16 protein-coding genes and 1 pseudogene are annotated in these 21,662 nt (G+C 42.8%); 7 read left to right on the plus strand and 10 right to left on the minus strand.

The features are described from left to right. Positions 1 to 83: 83 nt before the first annotated feature. Positions 84 to 1,037, minus strand: coding sequence for a TAXI family TRAP transporter solute-binding subunit (locus AAEY99_RS09010; protein WP_011638983.1), 954 nt, complete (start codon positions 1,035 to 1,037; stop codon positions 84 to 86). Between the two features lie 331 nt (positions 1,038 to 1,368). After that, positions 1,369 to 2,643, minus strand: a complete 1,275-nt coding sequence (locus tag AAEY99_RS09015) for a glycerophosphodiester phosphodiesterase family protein (RefSeq protein ID WP_351010159.1) — start codon at positions 2,641 to 2,643, stop codon at positions 1,369 to 1,371. Positions 2,644 to 2,879: 236 nt separating this feature from the next. Here AAEY99_RS09015 and AAEY99_RS09020 point away from each other — a divergent pair, with 236 nt between their 5' ends. The 4 genes from AAEY99_RS09020 to AAEY99_RS09035 all read left to right on the plus strand — a co-directional run bounded on the left by AAEY99_RS09020 (position 2,880) and on the right by AAEY99_RS09035 (position 7,261). Next, positions 2,880 to 3,521 (plus strand): DsbA family protein, encoded by a 642-nt coding sequence (locus AAEY99_RS09020; RefSeq protein ID WP_351010162.1) that lies wholly within the window; start codon positions 2,880 to 2,882, stop codon positions 3,519 to 3,521. 191 nt (positions 3,522 to 3,712) lie between these two features. After that, a complete protein-coding gene (gene mtgA / locus AAEY99_RS09025) occupies positions 3,713 to 4,393 on the plus strand; it encodes a monofunctional biosynthetic peptidoglycan transglycosylase (protein WP_182744795.1) in 681 nt (226 codons plus the stop codon). Positions 4,394 to 4,666: 273 nt separating this feature from the next. After that, on the plus strand, positions 4,667 to 6,601 hold the full coding sequence (locus tag AAEY99_RS09030; RefSeq protein WP_182744796.1) for a B12-binding domain-containing radical SAM protein: 1,935 nt from the start codon (positions 4,667 to 4,669) through the stop codon (positions 6,599 to 6,601). A gap of 225 nt (positions 6,602 to 6,826) precedes the next feature. Beyond that, positions 6,827 to 7,261 (plus strand): dCMP deaminase family protein, encoded by a 435-nt coding sequence (locus tag AAEY99_RS09035; RefSeq protein ID WP_101085100.1) that lies wholly within the window; start codon positions 6,827 to 6,829, stop codon positions 7,259 to 7,261. Between the two features lie 307 nt (positions 7,262 to 7,568). Here AAEY99_RS09035 and AAEY99_RS09040 read toward each other — a convergent pair whose 3' ends face one another. Then, a complete protein-coding gene (locus tag AAEY99_RS09040; protein WP_351010166.1) occupies positions 7,569 to 8,111 on the minus strand; it encodes a hypothetical protein in 543 nt (180 codons plus the stop codon). 303 nt (positions 8,112 to 8,414) lie between these two features. On the opposite strand from AAEY99_RS09040, the pseudogene AAEY99_RS09045 reads away from it, so the two are divergent. After that, a pseudogene (locus AAEY99_RS09045) lies at positions 8,415 to 8,955 on the plus strand (transposase); the annotation flags it as partial. Positions 8,956 to 9,225: 270 nt separating this feature from the next. Here AAEY99_RS09045 and AAEY99_RS09050 read toward each other — a convergent pair. Next, positions 9,226 to 9,423 (minus strand): CPXCG motif-containing cysteine-rich protein, encoded by a 198-nt coding sequence (locus AAEY99_RS09050; RefSeq protein ID WP_192114136.1) that lies wholly within the window; start codon positions 9,421 to 9,423, stop codon positions 9,226 to 9,228. A gap of 486 nt (positions 9,424 to 9,909) precedes the next feature. On the opposite strand from AAEY99_RS09050, the gene AAEY99_RS09055 reads away from it, so the two are divergent. After that, the gene (locus AAEY99_RS09055; protein WP_351010169.1) at positions 9,910 to 10,491 is read left to right on the plus strand and encodes a protein tyrosine phosphatase family protein; all 582 of its coding nucleotides are present in this window, start codon (positions 9,910 to 9,912) and stop codon (positions 10,489 to 10,491) included. A 440-nt stretch (positions 10,492 to 10,931) separates the two neighbouring features. On the opposite strand, the gene AAEY99_RS09060 is transcribed toward AAEY99_RS09055, so the two are convergent. From AAEY99_RS09060 to AAEY99_RS09075, 4 genes are all read right to left on the minus strand, one after another. Beyond that, the gene (locus AAEY99_RS09060; protein WP_351010172.1) at positions 10,932 to 11,912 is read right to left on the minus strand and encodes a hypothetical protein; all 981 of its coding nucleotides are present in this window, start codon (positions 11,910 to 11,912) and stop codon (positions 10,932 to 10,934) included. Between the two features lie 288 nt (positions 11,913 to 12,200). Beyond that, positions 12,201 to 14,885 (minus strand): TonB-dependent receptor domain-containing protein, encoded by a 2,685-nt coding sequence (locus AAEY99_RS09065; protein ID WP_351010175.1) that lies wholly within the window; start codon positions 14,883 to 14,885, stop codon positions 12,201 to 12,203. 84 nt (positions 14,886 to 14,969) lie between these two features. Continuing rightward, positions 14,970 to 17,804 carry a beta-helix domain-containing protein gene (locus AAEY99_RS09070; RefSeq protein ID WP_182744977.1) on the minus strand — a complete coding sequence of 945 codons (2,835 nt, stop codon included), beginning with the start codon at positions 17,802 to 17,804 and terminating at the stop codon, positions 14,970 to 14,972. Between the two features lie 217 nt (positions 17,805 to 18,021). After that, positions 18,022 to 18,396: a hypothetical protein gene (locus tag AAEY99_RS09075; protein ID WP_351010178.1), complete on the minus strand. Its 375-nt coding sequence runs from the start codon at positions 18,394 to 18,396 to the stop codon at positions 18,022 to 18,024. A 302-nt stretch (positions 18,397 to 18,698) separates the two neighbouring features. Here AAEY99_RS09075 and AAEY99_RS09080 point away from each other — a divergent pair, with 302 nt between their 5' ends. Then, entirely contained in the window at positions 18,699 to 19,907 is a 1,209-nt protein-coding gene (locus AAEY99_RS09080; RefSeq protein ID WP_162023955.1) for a potassium/proton antiporter, read from the plus strand. Between the two features lie 61 nt (positions 19,908 to 19,968). On the opposite strand, the gene AAEY99_RS09085 is transcribed toward AAEY99_RS09080, so the two are convergent. After that, on the minus strand, positions 19,969 to 21,186 hold the full coding sequence (locus AAEY99_RS09085) for a TonB family protein (protein ID WP_351010181.1): 1,218 nt from the start codon (positions 21,184 to 21,186) through the stop codon (positions 19,969 to 19,971). Then, positions 21,186 to 21,560: a BlaI/MecI/CopY family transcriptional regulator gene (locus AAEY99_RS09090; RefSeq protein ID WP_182744974.1), complete on the minus strand. Its 375-nt coding sequence runs from the start codon at positions 21,558 to 21,560 to the stop codon at positions 21,186 to 21,188. Before AAEY99_RS09090 ends, AAEY99_RS09085 begins: the two co-directional genes overlap by 1 nt. Positions 21,561 to 21,662 lie beyond the last annotated feature (102 nt).

The raw sequence follows: 21,662 nt of genomic DNA on the forward strand, positions 1-21,662 counted from the left end.
GTTAGCAAATATGGTTGAAAGACAGAAATAAACAAGCGCTTGCTGGGTTTACCAAACAAGCGCTGTTAACTTAAGACTATTACTTATAGCGCATTCACTTCTTTGTAATAGCGTTCTGCACCTGGGTGTAGTGGAATAGGCAGATCTTTTGCCGCTGTGGCTAAACTGATCGCCTTAGCAGCTGAGTGAGCAGTACCTAAACGGTCTAGGTTTTCAAACATCAGCTTAGTCATTTGATAAGCAATCTCATCAGACACCTTACTGTGACTTACCAATAAGTTTTGTATCGCAACCGTACTCACATCTTCTGTTTGGCCTTCGTAAGTATTGGCCGTAATCACCCCAACTTGATATGCAGGATTATTAATTTTAGCGACAACATCCGCAGGGATAGCCACAAAGTTGATATCCATTGTTGCGGCTAAATCACGAATCGCTGCCATACCTAAACCAGACGATTGTAAAGTCGCATCCAATTGGCGGTTTTTAATCAGCTCAACAGATTCGGCATAAGGCAAAAACTCCACTTTACCCATGTCGTCGTAACTGAGTCCTGCAGCAGCAAAAATAGCGCGAGCGTTTAGCTCAGTACCTGATTTTGGCGCCCCGACAGAAATACGTTTGCCTTTTAAATCTGCAAGACTATTAATACCGGCATCTTTATTGGCGACAATTTGGATGTAGTTAGAATAAGTTGCCGCAATAACGCGTAATTTTTTAAGCGGTGCTTTAAAACCGGCTTCCTGATCACCTTCCCACGCTGCCGATACCGAATCACCTAGTGCAAGCGCTAATTCACCACGCCCAGCTTGTAATAAATTGAGGTTTTCAACCGACGCTTTAGTCGCTTGTACTGAGGTTTTAGAGCCCTCAATGCCATTGCTGTAAAGTTGAGATAAAGCCACACCGATAGGATAGTAAACACCACTAGTTCCGCCGGTGAGAATATTGATAAATGTCGGCGCGGCCATAACAGCCGTACTAATAGATAGCGCTGCAGCGGCGCCAATCATGCAAAAACGTTTGGTTAATTTCATCCTGCAATATCCTTATTTTTTATATTGTTATGAGTATTATTATGTAGTTACACTACCACTGACATCCAGTGCAATCTATATAGACTAAAGGCTAATAACATCATTATAAATCGCCTTTATTCCGCGATTTCAGTTACTTCGATACGACACCAATAGCAACATTAGCATTTTTCATCACCAACTTGCTTTAGGGCTGTCTGGGCAGCGAGCCATAAATACTCTGCCATCCACGAGTATAGTTAATTGAAATAAAAAGGTGCCAACAATGTCGGCACCTTTTTAGTCTATTGTGTTCGCCCTCATTAAATGAAAGGCTGAAATACAGTTAAGCTCACATATTCATGCAGTTAGCATAATATGTCACTGTGGCAGGCCAGTCAGAAAACACCCCTATTACCCCGACATCTTTTGCCAGTACATCTAACAGCTCAAAAGTATCACCTTCGTTATCAATCACGTCAGCAATACTCTGATAATACCAACCACCGCCGCCTTGACTCAGTGGCCCCGAACGCTCTAATGACCAAGCAATAATCTTCAAGCCAGCGGCACTTGCTGCTTTGGCATATTCAGATGGCACTATCGCGTTATTGTCTCCTACGGTAACCAGCATCCATAAAGGTGGTGCAATAATCTTGACCCCGTCTGCCGCTAAGGTGTCCATACTCGGTGACCATGTGGCACTGTTTTGCGGATCAAATCCAGCTTGCTCGTCACGGCCATCAAGGTATACCGCTTGATCGGCAAATTCAGGTGCGTTGGCTATCCAATATTTTACATCGTCTAAATTAAACGATTGTGGAAACACTTGCGATGCATCAACGCCTGCTGCGGCATATTCATCTAGCATTTTTTGGGCGTAATCTTGTTGGGTAAATCCATCATACGGCATGCTGACACTGGCCGACTTAAGCTCGGGAGTCATCTTTACTCCAGCAGCTTTAAACAAGGCAATACTTTCAGCATGAGTCATTAACGTGCCATTACCGGCATATAAGTCGGTGCGCCAATTTGGCGTGCCATCCATAAACTCTTCTACTGTGGTGGCATTGGGGTTAAAGCCGTCCATTTTGCCTTGCAAGGTTGTAAACTCTGCAAGACTGATATCGCTGGTACAACAGGTTGCCGTTGCACTCACGCCATTGACGGCATCGGCTGGTGAAAATGGCACTGAACATTTATTGGCTAGGGCCGGGATAGCAAGAATATTGGTGGTAGTGGCTAAATCACACTGCGAGTGACGGCAAACTAACTCTTTATCTGCGGTAAATGTCACGTCACATTCCACAATACCTGCGCCCGAATCGATAGCTGCTTGATAAGCTTCTTTGGTATGCTCAGGAAATTGCATTGATGCGCCGCGATGACCAATAGAAAAGTCAGTACGGTAAAATGAATTTGAAGCACATTGCGCTAATTGATCTTTTAACTCACTGTCTTGCATTTGACCGACTAAAAATAGTGGCCTAGGACCTACTTGAGCGCTAACACTTTTATCCACTTCTGCAGTGGTGTCATTATTATCGTTACTGTTACACCCCGAAATCCATAACGTACTGGTTAAAACCGAAATGATACCCAGTGCTATACTTTTTTTCCTTGTCATCTTATTGCTCCATGTTGTAATGCGGTAATGTCAGTTGTAATGGTTTGCTGAAAAATTCATCATCAGGAACAGCTTACGCAATGAATATGACTGAATTATCGAATTAATATGACAACCTTAGTTTCTACTGTTTTACCGACCGATTGAATAATATAAAACATGACCCTAACTGCGGTAACGGTAAATAGACAAGCAAATAAACGATAGTGAGTAAACAGCTAACAATGAGGTCCACAATGGCAAACACAACACTTTATTATGTTCACGATCCAATGTGCAGTTGGTGTTGGGGATATCGCCCCACATGGGATGCTCTGCAAGTTCAACTACAACAGCAGTTTGGTCAGCAATTGAGTCTACAGTATCTAGTGGGTGGTTTAGCGCCCGACTCCGACCAACCCATGCCGCAACCCATGCAGCAAATGTTACAACAAACCTGGCATAAGATTAACCAACAATTAGGTACAGAATTTAATCACGACTTTTGGCAGCATTGCCAACCAAGGCGTTCAACGTATCCAGCATGCAGAGCTAGCATCATTGCTCGCCAATATGGGCTAGAGCAACAAATGATCAACGCCATTCAACAGGCTTATTACCTTAATGCGCGTAATCCATCTGATGTTGATACTTTGGTATCGATTGCGACTCAATTAGGGATCCCCGCAGACTTGTTCACAGAGCAATTAAGCGCTGATGAAATAGAAGATAAATTACTCAGCGAAATCAATTTTGCTCGCCAACTTCCCATTCAAGGATTTCCCTCATTAGTGCTGATGGTCGATAACAATGCCTATCCTATTCGGCTTGATTATCATCAATGGCAAACCAGCTTGGCAGACATACAGACTATCTTGTTAACAACCCAACCGAGTTAATTAGCCCATAAGGACATTAGGACCGCATGACTTAATGACTCTACGCACCGTCACGAGGTAAACGTCAGTTAAGATATAAAGTTTGCACGACGTTGATTAGCCTTTGGCCTTAATGCCCAATATCCTATACTCTGCACGTCGAAAACGACAACGCCCCACACAGGCTTGTTAAACATAACATGAGGCAGTGAATGACAGATCGTAAACGAGGTTTTTTCGGTTGGACATGGTTTGTCATGTGGCGATTTTTGCTATTACTGGCGCTATTGTTACTGCTGCTTAGATTTGTGCCACCACCGACGACGTCATTTATGCTGCAAAGCGATTATCCGGTTAGTCAGCACTGGGTAAGCATTGATGAGCTGCCAGCGCACATGCCTTTAGCCGTAGTGGCCGCAGAAGATCAACTGTTTCCAGAGCACTTCGGGGTCGATTTTACCTCCATAACTAAAGCCCTTAACCAGTACGACGACGGCCAAGGTCTGCGTGGTGCCAGTACCATCAGCCAGCAAACCGCCAAAAACCTATTACTTTGGCCGGGTAGAAGCTTCGTTCGCAAAGGGTTAGAAGCCATATTGGCCGTGAGCCTTGAAGCGATTTGGGGCAAAAAGCGTATCTTAGAGGTGTACTTAAACGTAGCCGAATTTGGTAAAGGTATTTACGGCGTAGAAGCGGCTAGCCAGCACTATTTTAATAAATCGGCCCGCTATTTATCCAACAACGAAGCGGCGCGCCTAGCAGTGTTGTTGCCGAGTCCGCGTAACCGAAACCCTAACAATTTAACCCCATACCTGCGCCAAAGAGTCGCTTGGGGTGAAAAACAAATGCGCCAACTTGGCTCTGGCTATTTAAAGCCTATTCTTACCAATTAACCGTCATCAGTTGCCCGTTGTTATTGCTCTTTGTTAAGAGCAATAACAACTCGAACTGCCCTTCATATTTAAAAGATCAAAATATTGATCATTGATAAGCCATTAGCCTTTAATATCATTCAAAAAATACTATTCTCTTCCAATCGTCATCATGTGGCGAAAACATGATACCTACTAACAAGCCAGATGAAAGCCGGAATTAACAGGATTTGAACTATTTTTACTGTTAGAATGCGAGCTCATTTTTATCCGCTTTTACGATCAAGGCAGGCTATGACCGTTCTTCTAATGACTCCACCGATGACCCAGCTGAATACACCGTATCCAGCAACAGCGTATTTAACCGGTTTTTTACGCTCACGAGGCTATGAGGCGGTTCAGCGAGATCCTGCGATTGAGCTTTTCCTTGAGATGATGACAGCGCCTGCGCTGGAGATTATTCGTCAGCACGTAGAAGAAAACTTCGAACACTTTGAAGACGACGAACTGCCAGATGTCATCTTTAATTTTTTGGCTGAATTTGAGCGTTATCACCTCACCGTAGAACCTGCCATTCGCTTTTTACAAGGCAAAGATCCCAGCCTTGCTATGCGCATTAACACGCGTCGTTTTTTACCCGAAGGCCCAGCGTTTGATGCAATTGCTGAGATGGAAGCGGTATCTGGCGACGTGTTGCAAGCCGCCTTTGGTAATTTAGGCGTACAAGATAAAGCCAAGTATTTGGCCACTCTGTTTATTAATGATCTGTCGAACGTTATTACTCAGGGCGTTGATCCCTACTTTGAAGTCAGCCGTTATGGCGAGAAATTAGCTGCGGCTAACCCAAGTTTTGACAACCTCTATGACACCCTCATGGGTGAACCGAGTTTCAGCTCTGAAATTTTGGAGCAGCTGGTCGAGATGTATCTGGAAGACACCCAACCAAGTGTTGTCGCATTAACCGTGCCGTTTCCCGGTAATATGCTGGGCGCGTTACGTATTGCGCAAACCTGTAAAGCCATTAATCCAGACATTCCTATCGTCATCGGCGGCGGGTTTGTTAATACCGAGCTGCGCGCACTAAAAGATCCTCGTGTATTTGAGTTTATTGACTTTATCTGTCTGGACGACGGCGAACGCCCGCTTATCACTCTGCTGGAATACTTTGAAGGTAAGCGTGAGATAGACGATTTAGTGCGAACTTATTTTCTCGCAGAAGATGAAAATGGCCAGCCCTATGTCCATTTCAATGAAAACACACAGCTGCATGATATTCCACAAAGCGAAGTTGGCGCCCCAATTTACGATGGCCTGCCACTAGGTGACTACCTGTCTTTATGTGAAATGCTTAATCCAATGCACCGTATATGGAGTGATGGACGTTGGAACAAACTGACCATAGCCCATGGTTGTTACTGGCGTAAATGCAGCTTCTGCGACGTCAGCCTGGACTATATTGACCGCTACGATACCGCTGGCGCCGATGTGCTGGTTGACCGAATCGTAGAGCTTGTCGAAGAAACCGGACAAACTGGTTTCCATTTTGTCGATGAAGCCTTACCACCAAAAACCTTATTTGCGTTTGCAAAACGTCTCATTGAACGCGGCGTAGTGATCAGTTGGTGGGGCAATATCCGTTTTGAGCGGACTTTTAGCCCAGATCGTTGTCAATTACTGGCAGATTCAGGTTGTATCGCCGTCAGTGGCGGCCTTGAAGTAGCGTCAGATCGTCTACTTAAACTGATGAAAAAAGGCGTCAGCGTTGAGCGCGTAGCCCATGTAACCAAAGCATTCAGTGATGCCGGTATTATGGTTCACGCTTACTTAATGTATGGTTTCCCAACACAAACCGAGCAAGAAACCATAGACTCGCTAGAAATGGTGCGTCAGATGATGGAACTAGGTTGTTTCCAGTCAGCCTATTGGCACCGTTTTGTCGCCACCATCCACAGCCCGATAGGCATGAACCCAGAGCAATTTGGTATCACCCTTGCTGAACGCCCAGAGATCTTATTTGCTGAAAACGATGTCGATTTCACCGACCCGACCGGAACGGATCATGACATGCTGGGCGAAGGACTGCGTAAAGCAATCTACAACTACATGCACGGTATCGGCTTCGACCAACCAATGAGTTTCTGGTTCAACGAACCCGTTTCCCGCACTTCAATGAAGAAAGACCTGATATCAAAAGCGATTAATAACTTTATTCTGAGTCATGAAGAGTAGGTAATGAAGAGTAGATTCGGGCTATTTTATTAGAATAAGTAAACGCGACCTAAATAATTGGCAGTCTAATTCTGCTATACAGACGCACCATAACCCTACTTAATATAAGAAAGAGAAAGAGTAAGTGGGTCCAAGGTTAGAATATTGAAGGTTGATTTATCACTGTTCTGCATAGAGAATAGCACCCAAATACATTGATATATAAAGCATAGGAATGGCAATAAGATGATGACAAAATGGGCAATACGCTTTTTACAAATGGCCGAGCTCGTAGCATCTTGGAGTAAAGACCCTTCCACCCGAGTTGGCGCAGTAATCACCGAAAACAATCGCATCGTCTCGCTAGGCTTTAATGGTTATCCTCACGGAATATCAGATAGCGCTGAAACCGATAACCGTGAAATGAAACTGCTAAAAACGCTCCATGCAGAAGAAAATGCCATTCTCCATGCCAAACGAGATCTCAGTAGCTGTGAGATTTGGGTAACCCACTTCCCCTGCCCAAACTGCGCCGCCAAGATTATCCAAACAGGATTGCGCGCTGTGCATAGCCCACAACCCAACGAAGATTTCCTGTCACGCTGGGGAGATAAGATTAAAGTCAGCGAAGAGATGTTTGAGCAAGCTGGCGTTCAAGTCGATTGGATGCAAGTAGATTAACCTTACTTTTTCACCGTCGTTCCGGCAATGCGGTTGAGCCGGAATCCAGTTGTTTACTCTTTGCATTTATGGCCTGCGTGGCACTTCATCATAGTAAAGGGTGAACAGTCTAGCTTCACTTTACTAGCTGGCTTTAAAAGGCTAGGTAAAAATTTAACAATGGATGCCATGATTAACGCCCAAAGTTTACCCTGCCCCCACTAAATTCACCTTTAAATTCACTTTTATAAGCGATTAAAAGAAGTAGTGAATGATCAAAAAAAACAACTATTTATTGTCCTGCTTTAATGACTTCTTGTACAAAAAATTATTCTTTCTTTGTTAAATAATTAACATAGTTAATTTCATTTGTATGATTTGACTCGAAAGCATAGCCTTCATAGGTAATTGATAAGTTATTTGATAAATACAAAAGGTTATTATAAATTTCTACGTTTACAGTCATTTCCCATAGAGGCTCTTGAAAAACTTCGACAACAATAAATTTATCATTTGTATCACTATTAGACTCGGGATAGCTGTAGGGGTTAATTGTTTGTGAAATCGATTCTACAGGGATCCCTGCACAATCAGAGGTATTATATTTATGTTCAATTATTTCTAAATTGTCACTAGTTAAGACTAATTCATTTGTATAATATGCCAAATTGTTCCTTTGACCACAATTTGATAACCATGAACCAGTAAGGTCGAATGTATCATCAATAGGCACAGAAACAATGGGAGGAGCTATACTTTCGTCTTCCACTTCAGAAGTGCCGCCACAACCGTACAATGTTACGAAGGCAATGCAAATGATGAACCTAATGAGAAAATAGTTAGTAAGTTTTGTATTTATATTAGAATACACAGAAATTCCTTTTATATATGCTAAGCGGATAACGAATGCTTAGGGGCAATTAACAGTTGACCACCATTGCGCCAAGCCAAGAGATAATTGTCGCAGTGAGTTTACGAACAAAAACTATGCCCCCGATTTTACTATTAATTAACATAACTGCTTTTAATTTTGATTGCTAGGTATCAGTCCTATTCAAATGTAAAAATTGAGCGCTAGATGTAAAATGCTGATCCAGAATAACGAATGCATAAAAAAGTACTCAAAATACAGCTCGCTCCAGAAATTTAACAATGGGTGGCATGGTTAAAGGCCAACGCCTTTAACCTCGCCAACGTCTGGCGCGCACGTTTGCTGGAACATCTAGCAACACTGAATCTCACACTGCCAACCTCACTGCCCAAAAAGTGGGTGGTAGACTGCCAGCATGTAGGCAAAGACTTGCCTGCACTGCAGTATCTATCACGCTATTTGTATTGTGGCGTACTGGCTGACAAAAACATCAAAAGTCATATCGATGACAATGTGAGTTTCGAGTATGAAGACAGCCAAACAAAGTCGACAAAAGTACGCACCTTACCCGCCATAGAATTTCTCTGGTTAATACTGCAACACGTATTACCGAAGGGATTAAGACGAGTGAGAGATTCTTGTAACAAATAGTGGATTACTCAGAGGCAACGCCAACAAGCTCAGACTACAAATACAGCTTATGCTGGCGGTTGCTGGGGCAGTGTTTCCAATCATTCCCGAGATAAAGCGCAGATTAGCGACGCGCAGCTGCCCCTGTTGTCAGCAACCAATGCGCTTTATGGGCATAGTGAAACGACCGACAAACTTACGGCTCACAACCTAACGCGGGAAATGATAATAAGAATAATGGCTTAATCAATACGATGAAGGAGTTAATTTAAGATACTGAAATATAGTGTTAAAAAAATTAGCAGAGGGGCTAAGGGAGCTTGCTGACTACAGAAAATTAGCACGATAACTATCACATCAAACAGCGCGTTTTCTCGAGCTGTTAATTACATAATAAAGAGTCACTCTCAGGTGTTCGGGCTTGTTCAACACTTGGGATAAGGACGCGGCTTCGCGCGGCCTATCCTTATTAGTTATGTATTTATTAAAACGCGTCATCGTCACTATAAACATTAACTGATAGTTCGCCATTAACACTTTCAGAAATTAAGAAATTTATAGGTTTACAACATACTTGGCAATCTTCAATATATTGCTGGTCCGAATCTGATGGATCAATCAGAACTTTAATGACCTCTCCACAGTAAGGACACCTAATAGATTTTTCAGCTAATTGATTCAATTTCTACGGTTCCCCTATTTGCCTAAATACAGACAGCTTATTGAACAGCTCGCCCAATAAAGCCGACCGTTTAAGTTATTGATTTATATCATCCTACATTCTCAATCTCATTGAAGTAAAGCAATTTAATGACTCTTACACTCAAATATAAAACTGAAATTGCGCGTTAAAAGTATCGAATTTAAATGCTAAAAAATTAAATTAAACAATATCAATAAATTAGAATTATTCTATTTTTCTCACCGTTCTACTTTAGTTCGATTTTGATTACGTTTTTATGTTTCTAGCAAACGAACGACGAGCTTCCAGTGGTACGCAACAAAGCGCTTTGTGTTCTTTTTTCGTTTGAAATTAATGGAGTCAGAATAAACTTTATTGGTTAGCAACCAATCCAAAATTGTCATCACATTTGACTATCATTAATGGCGCCGTTAACTTGAACAGAGTAAAAAACTCATCACGTATCAAATTAACCCAAGGGATCACATGAATATACTGCAACGTTATAACCTACTGTCCACCAGCATATTAATGTGTTGTTTCTTTTTTAGTGCGGGAGTGTTCAGTGCGGAGAGCATGGCAAACATTGATACCAGCAAGCTTGGCGACATAAAAGCGATTAAATTTAATAACCAGCAAGTGATTACCGCAGGCTTACCCACAGAGCCGCAATTTGCACAACTTGCTCAAGCGGGTATCAAAACCGTGATTAATCTTATTCCTAATGACAATCCGCATGCATTACAAAATGAGCAGCAGATCGTCACGCAACTCGGTATGAACTATCACAATATTAGCGTGGACTGGCAGCAGCCTACACCAGAAAATCTACAGCAATTTTTTAGCCTGATGGAGCAAAATGGCGACGCACCCGTGCTAGTGCATTGCGCTGCTAATTATCGTGCATCAGCCTTTTATTATTTATACCAAACCCGCCAAAACAAAGCACCGACGATGGCCGAAGCACTCACCCCTTGGGGCGACTTACAACAAAGCTTTGCTGAATATCCTCAGTGGAAAAAGCTGATAGAAAACGCAAGACAGCAATATCAAACCAAGCAACAGTAACGTAAATACCGCTATCGCATTAGCTGAAACTAACAATTTTTTTGTTTGCGACTTTTGCGTATTTTGCTTTGAAACCTTCAGTATCCAATAAATTGAGGCCGTTGAAGACTCTTTATAAAAGAATTCGTGAGCCTGACAGGACGTAAGGCTAGCTTTCGCGGTACAGGATGTACCATCGGAAGCGTTAGCATTTTCACTCTTTACTGCAAGATGGGCCGAAGCAGTCTACACACGAAGTCACAAGCTGGATCGTACCACGTCTCGAAATTATCGCTTCTATTGCTTAAATCACATTGGGATAATGTTGATGTGGCGGCTGGGCCAATTCTTTGAATAAAAAGTAAAGAGGGAACAGCCGTTGGTTTCCTCTTGGTCTGGTGTGGGTGAAGCGCCACGACCTTAGTGGCCGCAGGCAATATCTAAAAAATAAAGAAAATCACTTACTGTTGAGTATGAAAACCTTTCAAATCCATCTTATACAAGGGTGCTGGGATCATCTCTGAGGTGATAAAAACACTGTTACCATCTTGGCTGAAACCCACGGCTTCAGCTTGTTTTATCGCTGGCAGAGAAATCTCTTGTGGTGGCGTAGAAAACAGCGTTAACCAATCACCTGGCTCAGTTTGAGTAAAATAGAACGCGTGAGTGTAGGTTAATACCACCGCCGATAAACCATCAGCTGATATATCCATGGCTGTGGGTTTCCCGGCAAAACCAATCCAGGTATAGATACTGGCGTAATCGAGCATGGCTGTTGGTAATGGCGCGATTTCGCCTAGCCTTTTGGCCTGTTTGTTATCAATTTGAACCGATGAATTGCTTGAAGCGCTTTGCCCTAAAACCGGAGCGATTAAAGGCAACTCGAATAATATTGGCAGTTTATCGCGTTTGCTCAGTAACAGTATTTTTTGCTTGGCGACATCAACGGCCACAGATTCACAATCGTGTGCACCATCTGGGTAGGTGAATGTCATGCTCCAAACGGGTTTAGCCGCCAGTGTTTTTTGACCATTAAGCTGGCTTAAATCTGGCTCTTTGATCAGATGTAACTGATATTGCGATCGTTTAGCTTGGTTATCACCCACATCGGCGATCAATAAATACGACTCACCTTGATAAACGAACGAGGCGATGTCTTCCCAATCGTTATTCTTAACGCCTGTAATGTTGACTGTCGCCAACTGATGACCTTGGGTATCGATGGCAAAAATCCTTGCTGTGTCGCCACTGTCGTTATGTACCCACAATATATTGTCGTTGAGCCGCGATACCGCCAAACCGCTGGCTTCGTCAATGGTCGGGGCGGTAATACTACCCGCTTGGGTCATGCCTATCGGCATAGCACATGCACTGGTCGATAACGCCAACATCAAATATATACACAGCTTTAACGGGGTGAACAGGGGCAATATTTTGGGCATTAACATGGGTCCATTGAGGTATCAGTAACGAGCAAGCCAGTATTCTACCCAATTTGAAATAGAAAAGTGCCAATGTTTACACTGAGGTTAATTTATTTATTCGTTAGATAAGCTGAGTTTGTGTAGCGTTATCTTGTTATTAAACAAAAAAAGGCCACTTTCTTTGTTCCGAAGAAAGTGGCCGTGCACATTTTTAGCGATTGAAATGATGAGTAAAAACCGCTAAAAACAAGTACTCTTTTAAACGTGACTCTTGAACGTGACGATTACATATGGCTATTAAACGTATTAATACTCATAGCTAAACTGCAAGGTGAACTCTGTGCCAGGGTCTTTGGCGTACACTTGCAGATCTTGCTGTTCGTATTCAGTAGTTTCACCTAAGATATTTTTCGCTTTTACTTTTACCGTAAAACTATCTGTCGGGAAGAAACTATACGTAAAATCAAGGCTATGGAATGGCTTTTCAAATACATCGTCTAAACCTCCACGGCCACCATAAGCAATACGTTCACCAAACACGTTATACACTAATGTGGCACTGTGATAACTGTCTGACGAGTCGTAACTTAACTGTAAGTTAGCCACCCATTGTGAATGTCCGGTCATGCGGCGGGTTTTATTAGTTGGGTCAATTTCGCCGTTAGCAGCGATATCGATTTCTGAGTCGCCAAGGGTTAAGTTACCCGCAACAAAGAAGTCTTCCCAAATGCTGCCATCGCTACCCAAAAATTCAAGCTCTTGTAAGAACTCGGTTTCAAGGCCGTACACATAGCCCGACTGCGCGTTATAAAACTTGAGCTGACGCCCAGCTTCTGAAATACGTTGAATAGGTTCAATCGGTGCGTCTACATCTTTATAGAATGCGCCCATGCTGAAATTATTGCCTGAATCAGAATAGTATTCCCAACGTAAATCTAAGTTAAGAATGTCTGAACTCTTTAACTCTGGGTTACCGAAGAAGTCAAAACCAGTAACCGGGTCTTGGAATCGAACCGGTGATACCTCACGTAGATCTGGTCGTACAATGGTTTTACTCGCGCCAAAACGCCATTGAGTAGTATCGGTTTGTTTCCAGGTTAATGACAACGATGGGAACCAACCGTCTTCTGCTATCACGTAGTCAGATAACTGATAACGACCACCTTCATCTGATATTTCACCATTTGGGTCGATAGGCAAAGTGACGCGACGAAAATCTTCATAACGAATACCAGCATAGACGCGCCAAACATCGTCAAAGTCGATGTCCATGCTCACAAATGCAGCGTCGTTTTTCTCGGCTGCAATGTAGTCTTCGGTGTCAGTTGATGCGTCTTTTAGCTCTAGCCCTAAGGTATTGTCGGTAATGTTTTTATCAGAGAAAATCTCATCAAAATCACCCGCTAAAATAGCGCCATTGGCATCAGTTGGGCTTAAATCGACATCAAAACCTAAGCGAGTTGCATAGCTTTCGCGAGTACGCTCAAAGTATTCATAGCCGGTAGTCAGTTTAACCACTGCACCGTCTAGATTAATGGGGTACATAAAGTCCCAACCATAGTTTTGGCTGTCATCTTCTAGGCGACTATAAACATACTTGGGTGCATCTTGAGTATTGAGGTTACGTGATAATAACTGGTTGCTGTCGTCTAAAATCACGTTGTAGGTATACGACACTTCATTCGGGGCATAACGCTCAGAACGTGCATCGGAGAACTTCCAATTGAATTCAGAGTCGTTCAAATATTCAATAAAATGATGACCTTTAATTTGGTTACTGATAAGCGAACGTTCTTCGTAATCAATGGCGTAAACTTGCAGTGCATTTGGCTCACCCAAGGTATCGATGGTTTCTTCTATCCCCATAGACACATCATCGGAAGTGTCTTGCAGATAAGTGGTGAAGGTTTCTATTTTATGGTTGTAGCCAATCTCCAAGCCTAAGTTAAGCATGCCAGACACTTGGACTATAGAGTCGGTACCGACGATGTCTTTCTGGTTTTCAACTTGTACTTGGCTGCTATCACCATCAAGCTCAACTTCACGTTTAGTGTAGTTTTCAGCTTGTTTCTTGTAAGACACGGCTGACAATGCACCAAAGATAATGTCGTCGGTAATGTCCCAACGATCACCAATGGCGATATCGCCGCGCATTGCAGGGTCTGTACTTTGGCTGCGCACCGTCATATCGCGGTACATGTCTAGCGCTAATTCGCGGTTAACTTGTTGTGCTGCCGGGTAATTTATAGCGCCATTAGAATTACTCACGATATCAATTGGGCTAATTCCACCATATTGATTAATGGTGTTATTAATGTTGCTTGGCATGCTGCGAGTGCCATCGTCTTGGCCGGTCCAATCATCGCCACCCCCGTTGTAGGTGTAGCTGTCGTTTGAGTCATTGGTGTTATAACGGCCGCCAACGCTTGCTTTAAAGAAGAAATCGGCCGGAATTGATTTAGTGCGAATATCAACATGCCCACCACCAAATGCGGCAGGTGAATTGGCAGAGGCAGACTTTTGCACCGATAACGATTCAATGATCGATGCAGGGAACATATCTAAAGGCACTACGTTACGGGTTGGATCCGGTGACGGCACTGTCGCGCCATTCAGTGAGGTGCTTGAATAACGCTCACCTAAGCCACGAACATAAATGAATTTGCCATCTTTTAAGGTTAAACCTGTCACACGACGAAGCGCTGCGGCGGCATCACCGTCACCGGTTCTTGAAATTTGTTCTGAGCCCATAATATCGGCTACAGCAATTTGTTCACGGCGTTCTTCAGTTGCTTCTGATGCAGAGCTACGTAGACGCCCAGTAACTGAAATCACTTCTATCGGTTCAATTGGAATCACTTCACCAGGATCACGAACAGGCGCTGGTTCTTGCGAGTATACGGGGGTAGCTGTTAATAGTGTCGCCGCAGAAATCACAGAGATAATGGCAAGGCTTAACTTATTAACGGTAAAACTCGGCTTGGTTTTCATACTTAACTATCCTGTATGCGGTTCAGAGATAACCGCCCTTGCGGGCGGCTATTAATAGGTCACAGATTAATGTTATCGAGGTGATTACTGTGGAAAGTAAGCCCAACCTTGACGCCAGTCATTCTGGCCATCGAATGCACCAATAAAGTTGGTTGATTCGAAGAAGCTATCATCTGTGCTTAAGTCTTTACCTTTGCCAAGTAGCGTTGTATCTGTAGCTGCTGGCATACCGTCAGTGATAGTCACTGCAGCTGTTGAGTTACCTTCTTGGCCCATGAACCAGGTTTCAACATTCACAGCGTCTGCTGTTGCGGCATTATCAGAGCTGTACTTAAATGGCTCGTTACAGTCGATAATTGAATGAGACATAGTCAAAGTGCTGTTGTTTACGTTGTCGACTAAACCAGCGTAAGAGCCATCTAACTCTAAACATTCGCCAGACTCAGTTTCAGCAGTAGTGCCTTTACGACCTTGTACTAGCACGTTGTATAACTCACCGGCTGTAGCTACACGTAACAAGATACCTTCACCTTTATCGCCACTTGCGTTAGCAATATCTGTACCCGGTAAAATAGTGAAGTTAGCTAATTTTGGCGCCGACACTGGGGTATCAGTAGCACCTTTATGGCTATCACCTTCGATACCACGGTTAGCATTACCGTCTTCGTGAGTGATATACACAAACTGCGCTTTACCCGTCCAACCGTTAGTCCAATCTAAGCTGTCATCGAAGTTGGCTGTTAAGTACACATATTTCAAGTTAACTGCACCACCCCAAAACTCAACACCGTCGTCGCCGTTAGCGTGAATTTGAATATGGTCTACTTGAGTTCCGCTGCCCACTGCCGCAAATGAGATACCGTTCATTTCTTGAGTATCATTCACTTTAAAGCCAGCATACTTAATCACTACGTAGCTGATTTGACCGCTGTTATCAGCATTGTTGTTACCACCGTACGGGAAGTCACCGACTTCAAACGACGCTGAACAAGCATTATGATCAGGACATGTGTTGGTTAAACCATTACCTAGAATAACCAAACCACCCCATTGACCACGTTCGCCACTTGCACCCGCAATAACATCTTCTTCAGAGGTCATTTCAATTGGGTGAGTTGCACTACCTTGAGCCATAATTTTTGAGCCACGACTCACCGCGATAAAACTGTTAGATGTCGCGAATAGCTTAGTACCCGCTTGAATGGCTAATGTTGCAGGTGTTGTGTTATCACCACCTACTACTACTGCACCGCCATCAATTTTGTACATTACGTTTTGGCCAGCGAGAAGCGTCGTGTTGCTTAAGACATTGCCTTCAAGGGTACAAATTAACGTGATTGATGCATCTTTATATAACCCTGTTGCCGCTGCTGAAGCTGTTGTGCCTACAGGACAAGAAGTTAATACTGGCAATTCAGTTGGCGTTGGCGTCACATCGTCATGAATAGCTGTAGTCCAGCCTTTAGTCCAGTCGTTAGTGCCATCAAATGCACCAATATAGTTGGCATTAACCAAACGCGCATCAAGGTTAGCCAAATCAGCCTTACCAGCCGTTAATGCAACAGATGATGAATTAGGCATGTAATCAGTTAAATCAGAAGCGGCAACTAAGTTACCGTCTTGACCGTTGTACCAAGCTTCTACATCTAGCGCTAAAGCACGGCCTTCTGCAGCATCTGCCTTGGCACTTTTAAACGGTTCAACACAGTCAATTAAGCTGTTTTGCATCGTCAATTCAGCGGTGTTGGCGTTGTTAACGGTATTGTCGTCGTTAACCTCTAAACATTCGCCAGAATCAACGTCACCTTTAACAAGAATGTTATAAGTATTCACGCCAGTGCCTTTACGGAATAAAATACCTTCCGCATCGTCACCACCACTGTTGGTGCCATTAGCAACCTGAATAGTAAAGTTGGCTAACACTGGTTTTGACATAGGTACAGCACTTGCGTCACTGTTACTGTCAGCTTCAATACCACGGTTAGAAGCATTGTCCGCTTGACGAATATAAACGTGCTGCGCGCTACCTTGCCAACCGTTTGTCCAATCTAACGAGTCATCAAAGTTTTCTGTCAGTACGATATTTGTTACTGAAACATTACCGCCCCAGAATTCAAAACCATCATCGTTATTCATGTGAACTTGTACGTGGTCAATTTCAGTACCCGCACCCACACCGGCAAAACTAATACCGTTCATTTCTTGGGTGTCATTGATTTTGAAACCACCAAACTCAACGCGTACATACTTGATTGAACCTGAATTGTCTTCGGTATCATTACCACCGTAGCTGTGGTTACCCACTTCAAAAGACGCTGAACAATTGGTTAAATCTGGGCAGGTGTTTACTGGCGCATTACCCAATAACACTAAACCACCCCACTGACCCGCTTTACCTTCTTGGCCTAAAGCCGTTTCAACAGACGTAAATACGATTGGCGCTGTTGCCGTACCGTCAGCCATGATTTTTGAACCGCGGCTAACCACTAAATAAGAATCACTGCCACCTAAGATTTTGGTGCCAGGTAATATTGATAACTCAACCGCGTTAGCATTATCGCCACCGGCAATCACTGCGCCATCAAGCTGCCATACAACGTCATTACCTAACACTATTTTGTCGCCATCTTGGCCACCCGTGGTAATCGTTGATGCTGCAGTAGAAGGAGCTAACGTACCTTTTAATACCCAAACTTCTTTACCATCAACGGCTGTCATTGTGGTGCTTTTAGTTGCAAAGCCACTGTATGATTTTTCTTGAACTGTCTGAGTGGGTGTAGTTGGAGTTGTTGGCGTAGTCGGTGTAACAGTATCGCTACCCGCATTGATATTAATATCACCACCACAACCAGCGAGCCCTAATGTTGCAGCAAGGGCTGTAGAAAGTGCAGTAAGTTTAAAAATGTTTTTCAGTTCCATTGTCATCTCCGAAGACGGATTTAAGCGTGTGAGTTAGTTGGCTGGATGACAAGCTAACCTGCAAAAATGACAAAAAGACTGCGTAAACATGACAGTCACATTTCATTAACATGACAGAAATGTGCAAATCCAATGGCTATGCACCTTAGGAGGAGATTTGAATGGCATAAATTTTTAACAAAAAAAACGAAAATATAACGTTTTAGACCTAATCAACTTAATAATAGCTAACATAAACGGTCCACAAACCAAAAATGATGGCACAAAATCCCGCGGGTCTAAATGCTTTGACACAATAGGAGGCAGACCATAAGGCAAACTTTTTGTGATATTTCTCTGTCATAAAAACAAGAATAATTGCAATAATAAACAATAAATTACCTATCACCTCGAACACTAATGGTGATGAAGTGTTATGCGCATCGAGCAGTAAGACCGTCCCAATAACTAACCGAGATATAATTTCAATGTAATGGAAATAGCGTTGATGGCTAAAACGAACAATTTGGTCTGCAAAATGCGCTGGAGCCAGCATCATGAACAGGCCAAAACTGAATGTGATTACGCCCCACAAGCTAATGAATATGGCCATGTTAACTCCGAGTGATGCTGCTTACGCTAATATTAACACCTCACTAATGAGGTAATTTGTTAACTAAAAATGTCGCATCCACTATCAACAAGATGATTAAGCAAGATGTGTTAACAAAAAAGGTTAATGCGAGTGGCTATTTATTACACTTGTATAGTCTAATAAACACACGATAATGACATTAATCAAATTGATTATAAGAATATAAAAAAATATTAATAAATGCTCATAAAGTAAGTTTAGGCGATTTTAATGCTAAAATAGCCATTTGATACAATCTTCATCACACAAGGAGTGCCCATATGCCACCAGATATTATTATTTTAGGGATCTCCATACTTATTGCTATTGGCATTTTACTCCATCACCCTTCTAAAACATTAGGCTTACCGTCGTTATTAATCTTTATGGGTGTCGGCTTGGCATTTGGCAATGGTGAATTTGGTTTTGTATACGACGACCTGCAACTGACGTCAGTTATCGGCACCTTAGCATTAAACACCATAGTATTTGTCGGTGGCCTAAATACGCCAATGAAACACATTAAGTTTTCTTGGAAAGAAGGTGGCATGTTATCCACTGCTGGGGTGATATTCACTACCATTATTTTTGGCTTTATCCTTAATGCGTTACTCGACTTTAACCTTATTACTTGCATGTTGTTCGCCGCGGTAGTGTCGTCTACTGATGCTGCGGCCGTATTCTCTATTTTAGAGTCGAAAAAACTTAAATTAAAACACGGTACGGGCACCATTTTAGAATTCGAATCAGCTACCAACGACCCTGTAGCCTTGTTAATGGTGGTGATGTTAACCGACTTTATTATCAATAGTGCCAACGGCGCACCCACAGCACTTTCAGTGATATCGAGTCTCGGCCAGCAAATTGGTGTTGGGGCTGTCGTTGGGTTAATAATGGGTAAATTAGCCGTTTGGGCACTTAATAACATTAAACTGCCTGAATTCGGACTTATTCCTGTTTTTATTTTGGCCAGCTTTGCCATTACAGTATCAAGTACCGAAATCTTAGGTGGTAACGAACTTATTGCGGTTTATATTGCTGGGGTGATCATCGGCAACTATTTAAAGAAGGGCGCTGAAGTCAGTAAGCATTTCTTTAATGGTATATCGTGGTTAGCGCAGTCATTAATGTTCATCATTTTAGGCTTACAGATATTCCCGCAGCAATTAATGCCGGTGTTCATGGCATCATTGCTCCCGGCCATATTACTTATTGTCGTCGCGCGCCCATTGGCTGTACAGCTGTGCTACTTGCCATTTAAACAAGCTAATTGGCGCAAACGTTTGTTTGTTTCTATGATCGGATTAAAAGGTGCTACGCCAATTGTCTTTGCGCTTATTCCCGCTGCGGCAGGAGTAGAGGGGTCGCGTGAAATGATCCACATGGTGTTTTTCATTGTACTGATTTCGGTCATTGTTCAAGGCGCCGCAATTGAACCGCTAGCCAATAAACTAGGCCTAAAACTGCAGCCCAAAAATCCTGATCTATAAAAATGATTCAATGCCCCATAATAATGAGGCATTGAATCATTTCCAGTATCTTTGATATAGGTTATTTTACAGTGATTCTCTCAACTGATTTATCAGGTTGATGGATCACATAGTCTAACTGTACTTGTAGGTCTTTAAACCCAGTTGCAGAGGGTTGATACTTCCATTGTTCAAGCGCCGCAACCGCCGATGCATCAAACACTTGTTTCGGCGACGACTTGGTCACTCTCACATTGTTCACACTGCCATTTGGACTGATATCAAATGACATTTGCACATAGCCATTAAGCCCTTCTTTAGCGGCATCAATTGGATAGCTAGGCTCAATTCTTATCACAGGCATTGCCATAGAGTCGGTTTTGTTTTCAACGCTGAGATTATTGCCTGCAAATACCTGCTGATTAAACATAAAGGCACTAACACCAATAGCCAATGTCATTCCAATTAATGCTAAGGTGCTTTTTCCATGTTGCTTTTTCATCTGTAAGATCCTCTCTTTTAAGATGGTTTTATCCCCATAATGGGTGTGTAACATGCTCAACGGCGCATGCTGTGAATAGGCCAATAGTGTTCTGCTATAGGCAATTTTAGCTTGGGCTTTCATATCGGCAGTGACTTGTGCATCACATGACAATTCTTGATCTTGTCTAAATCGGCGATAGCTCAACCACATCAACGGATTGAACCAAAACAATACGGTTAATCCATAAGCCAGGGCATTTGCCCATAAATCACCACGTTGATAGTGATACACCTCGTGCTGAATAATGGCTTGCTGCTGGCTTTCATCGAGTAACATAAAACTATTAGGGACTAAAATACTGGGGGTAATAAACCCTGCGAGCATAGGTGATTCAATATCTGGATGGACTAATACGTTAAGCTTTACAGAAGGAATATTTAGCTGACGTCCATGCTGGATTAACCGTTGTAGATAGCCATATTCCATCACGATATTAGCGACCAATAACGTGATAACTGCACCGTAGAGGTAAGGCAGGTATAACAGGTCAAGTAAGCCTGCCGACAACGCAGCGGTATCGCTAGCAAACACATAATATTGCTGGATGATTGAGGCAGTATTATTACTGCCAAACCAGTTAACGGTGTGCGGTAATATTATTTGCAGTAAATCGGCAATGATCAATAGTGGCACTGATATCCACATAAAATAGGTATAGTGCGCCCCAACTCTAGACAATATAAACCGGTGCATTACCAGTAAAGCCAAACACACCACGCTCAATGAGATGGTTTGTTCCATAAACCAAGTAATCATCACTTTTGTTCCTTTTGCCAATCATCAAGTAAGGTTTGCAGTTCGGCGACATCTTCTGCCGACAGCTTGTTCTTTTGTGCAAAACCGGCAACCAATGGGGTTAACTTGCCAGCAAACATGCGGTCCACAAAAGAAAGCGACTCTTTAACGGTATAGTCCTGCTCAGCAATTAATGGTGAGTAATGGTAAACCCGACCTTGTTTTTCAAAACTGACGGCTTGCTTTTTGACTAAACGATTAAGCAAAGTTTTAACCGTTTTTTCATGCATGTTATGGCTTTGTTCTAATGCATCAACCACTTCACTCGAGGTTAATGGCGACTGCTGCCAAAGCTGCTGCAACACGACTAATTCACTATTGCTGATTTCTTTCATGCGATATCGCTCATTTGTTGTTAGTACTTGTTAGGCTGAAAATGGATTACATGTGTAATCCATTTGTTTAAATTACAACTGTAATCATAAATAAGCAAGGTT

Origin of the sequence: Shewanella sp. S1-58-MNA-CIBAN-0166 (assembly GCF_040310085.1) — a bacterium.
Taxonomy (GTDB): domain Bacteria; phylum Pseudomonadota; class Gammaproteobacteria; order Enterobacterales; family Shewanellaceae; genus Shewanella.

Excerpts from the sequence above, each read along its gene's own strand:
- AAEY99_RS09010 (WP_011638983.1), bottom strand. The coding sequence starts at position 1,037 with ATGAAATTAACCAAACGTTTTTGCATGATTGGCGCCGCTGCAGCGCTA.
- AAEY99_RS09015 (WP_351010159.1), bottom strand. The coding sequence starts at position 2,643 with ATGACAAGGAAAAAAAGTATAGCACTGGGTATCATTTCGGTTTTAACC.
- AAEY99_RS09020 (WP_351010162.1), top strand. The coding sequence starts at position 2,880 with ATGGCAAACACAACACTTTATTATGTTCACGATCCAATGTGCAGTTGG.
- mtgA (WP_182744795.1), top strand. The coding sequence starts at position 3,713 with ATGACAGATCGTAAACGAGGTTTTTTCGGTTGGACATGGTTTGTCATG.
- AAEY99_RS09030 (WP_182744796.1), top strand. The coding sequence starts at position 4,667 with ATGACCGTTCTTCTAATGACTCCACCGATGACCCAGCTGAATACACCG.
- AAEY99_RS09035 (WP_101085100.1), top strand. The coding sequence starts at position 6,827 with ATGATGACAAAATGGGCAATACGCTTTTTACAAATGGCCGAGCTCGTA.
- AAEY99_RS09055 (WP_351010169.1), top strand. The coding sequence starts at position 9,910 with ATGAATATACTGCAACGTTATAACCTACTGTCCACCAGCATATTAATG.
- AAEY99_RS09060 (WP_351010172.1), bottom strand. The coding sequence starts at position 11,912 with ATGCCCAAAATATTGCCCCTGTTCACCCCGTTAAAGCTGTGTATATAT.
- AAEY99_RS09065 (WP_351010175.1), bottom strand. The coding sequence starts at position 14,885 with ATGAAAACCAAGCCGAGTTTTACCGTTAATAAGTTAAGCCTTGCCATT.
- AAEY99_RS09070 (WP_182744977.1), bottom strand. The coding sequence starts at position 17,804 with ATGGAACTGAAAAACATTTTTAAACTTACTGCACTTTCTACAGCCCTT.
- AAEY99_RS09075 (WP_351010178.1), bottom strand. The coding sequence starts at position 18,396 with ATGGCCATATTCATTAGCTTGTGGGGCGTAATCACATTCAGTTTTGGC.
- AAEY99_RS09080 (WP_162023955.1), top strand. The coding sequence starts at position 18,699 with ATGCCACCAGATATTATTATTTTAGGGATCTCCATACTTATTGCTATT.
- AAEY99_RS09085 (WP_351010181.1), bottom strand. The coding sequence starts at position 21,186 with ATGATTACTTGGTTTATGGAACAAACCATCTCATTGAGCGTGGTGTGT.
- AAEY99_RS09090 (WP_182744974.1), bottom strand. The coding sequence starts at position 21,560 with ATGAAAGAAATCAGCAATAGTGAATTAGTCGTGTTGCAGCAGCTTTGG.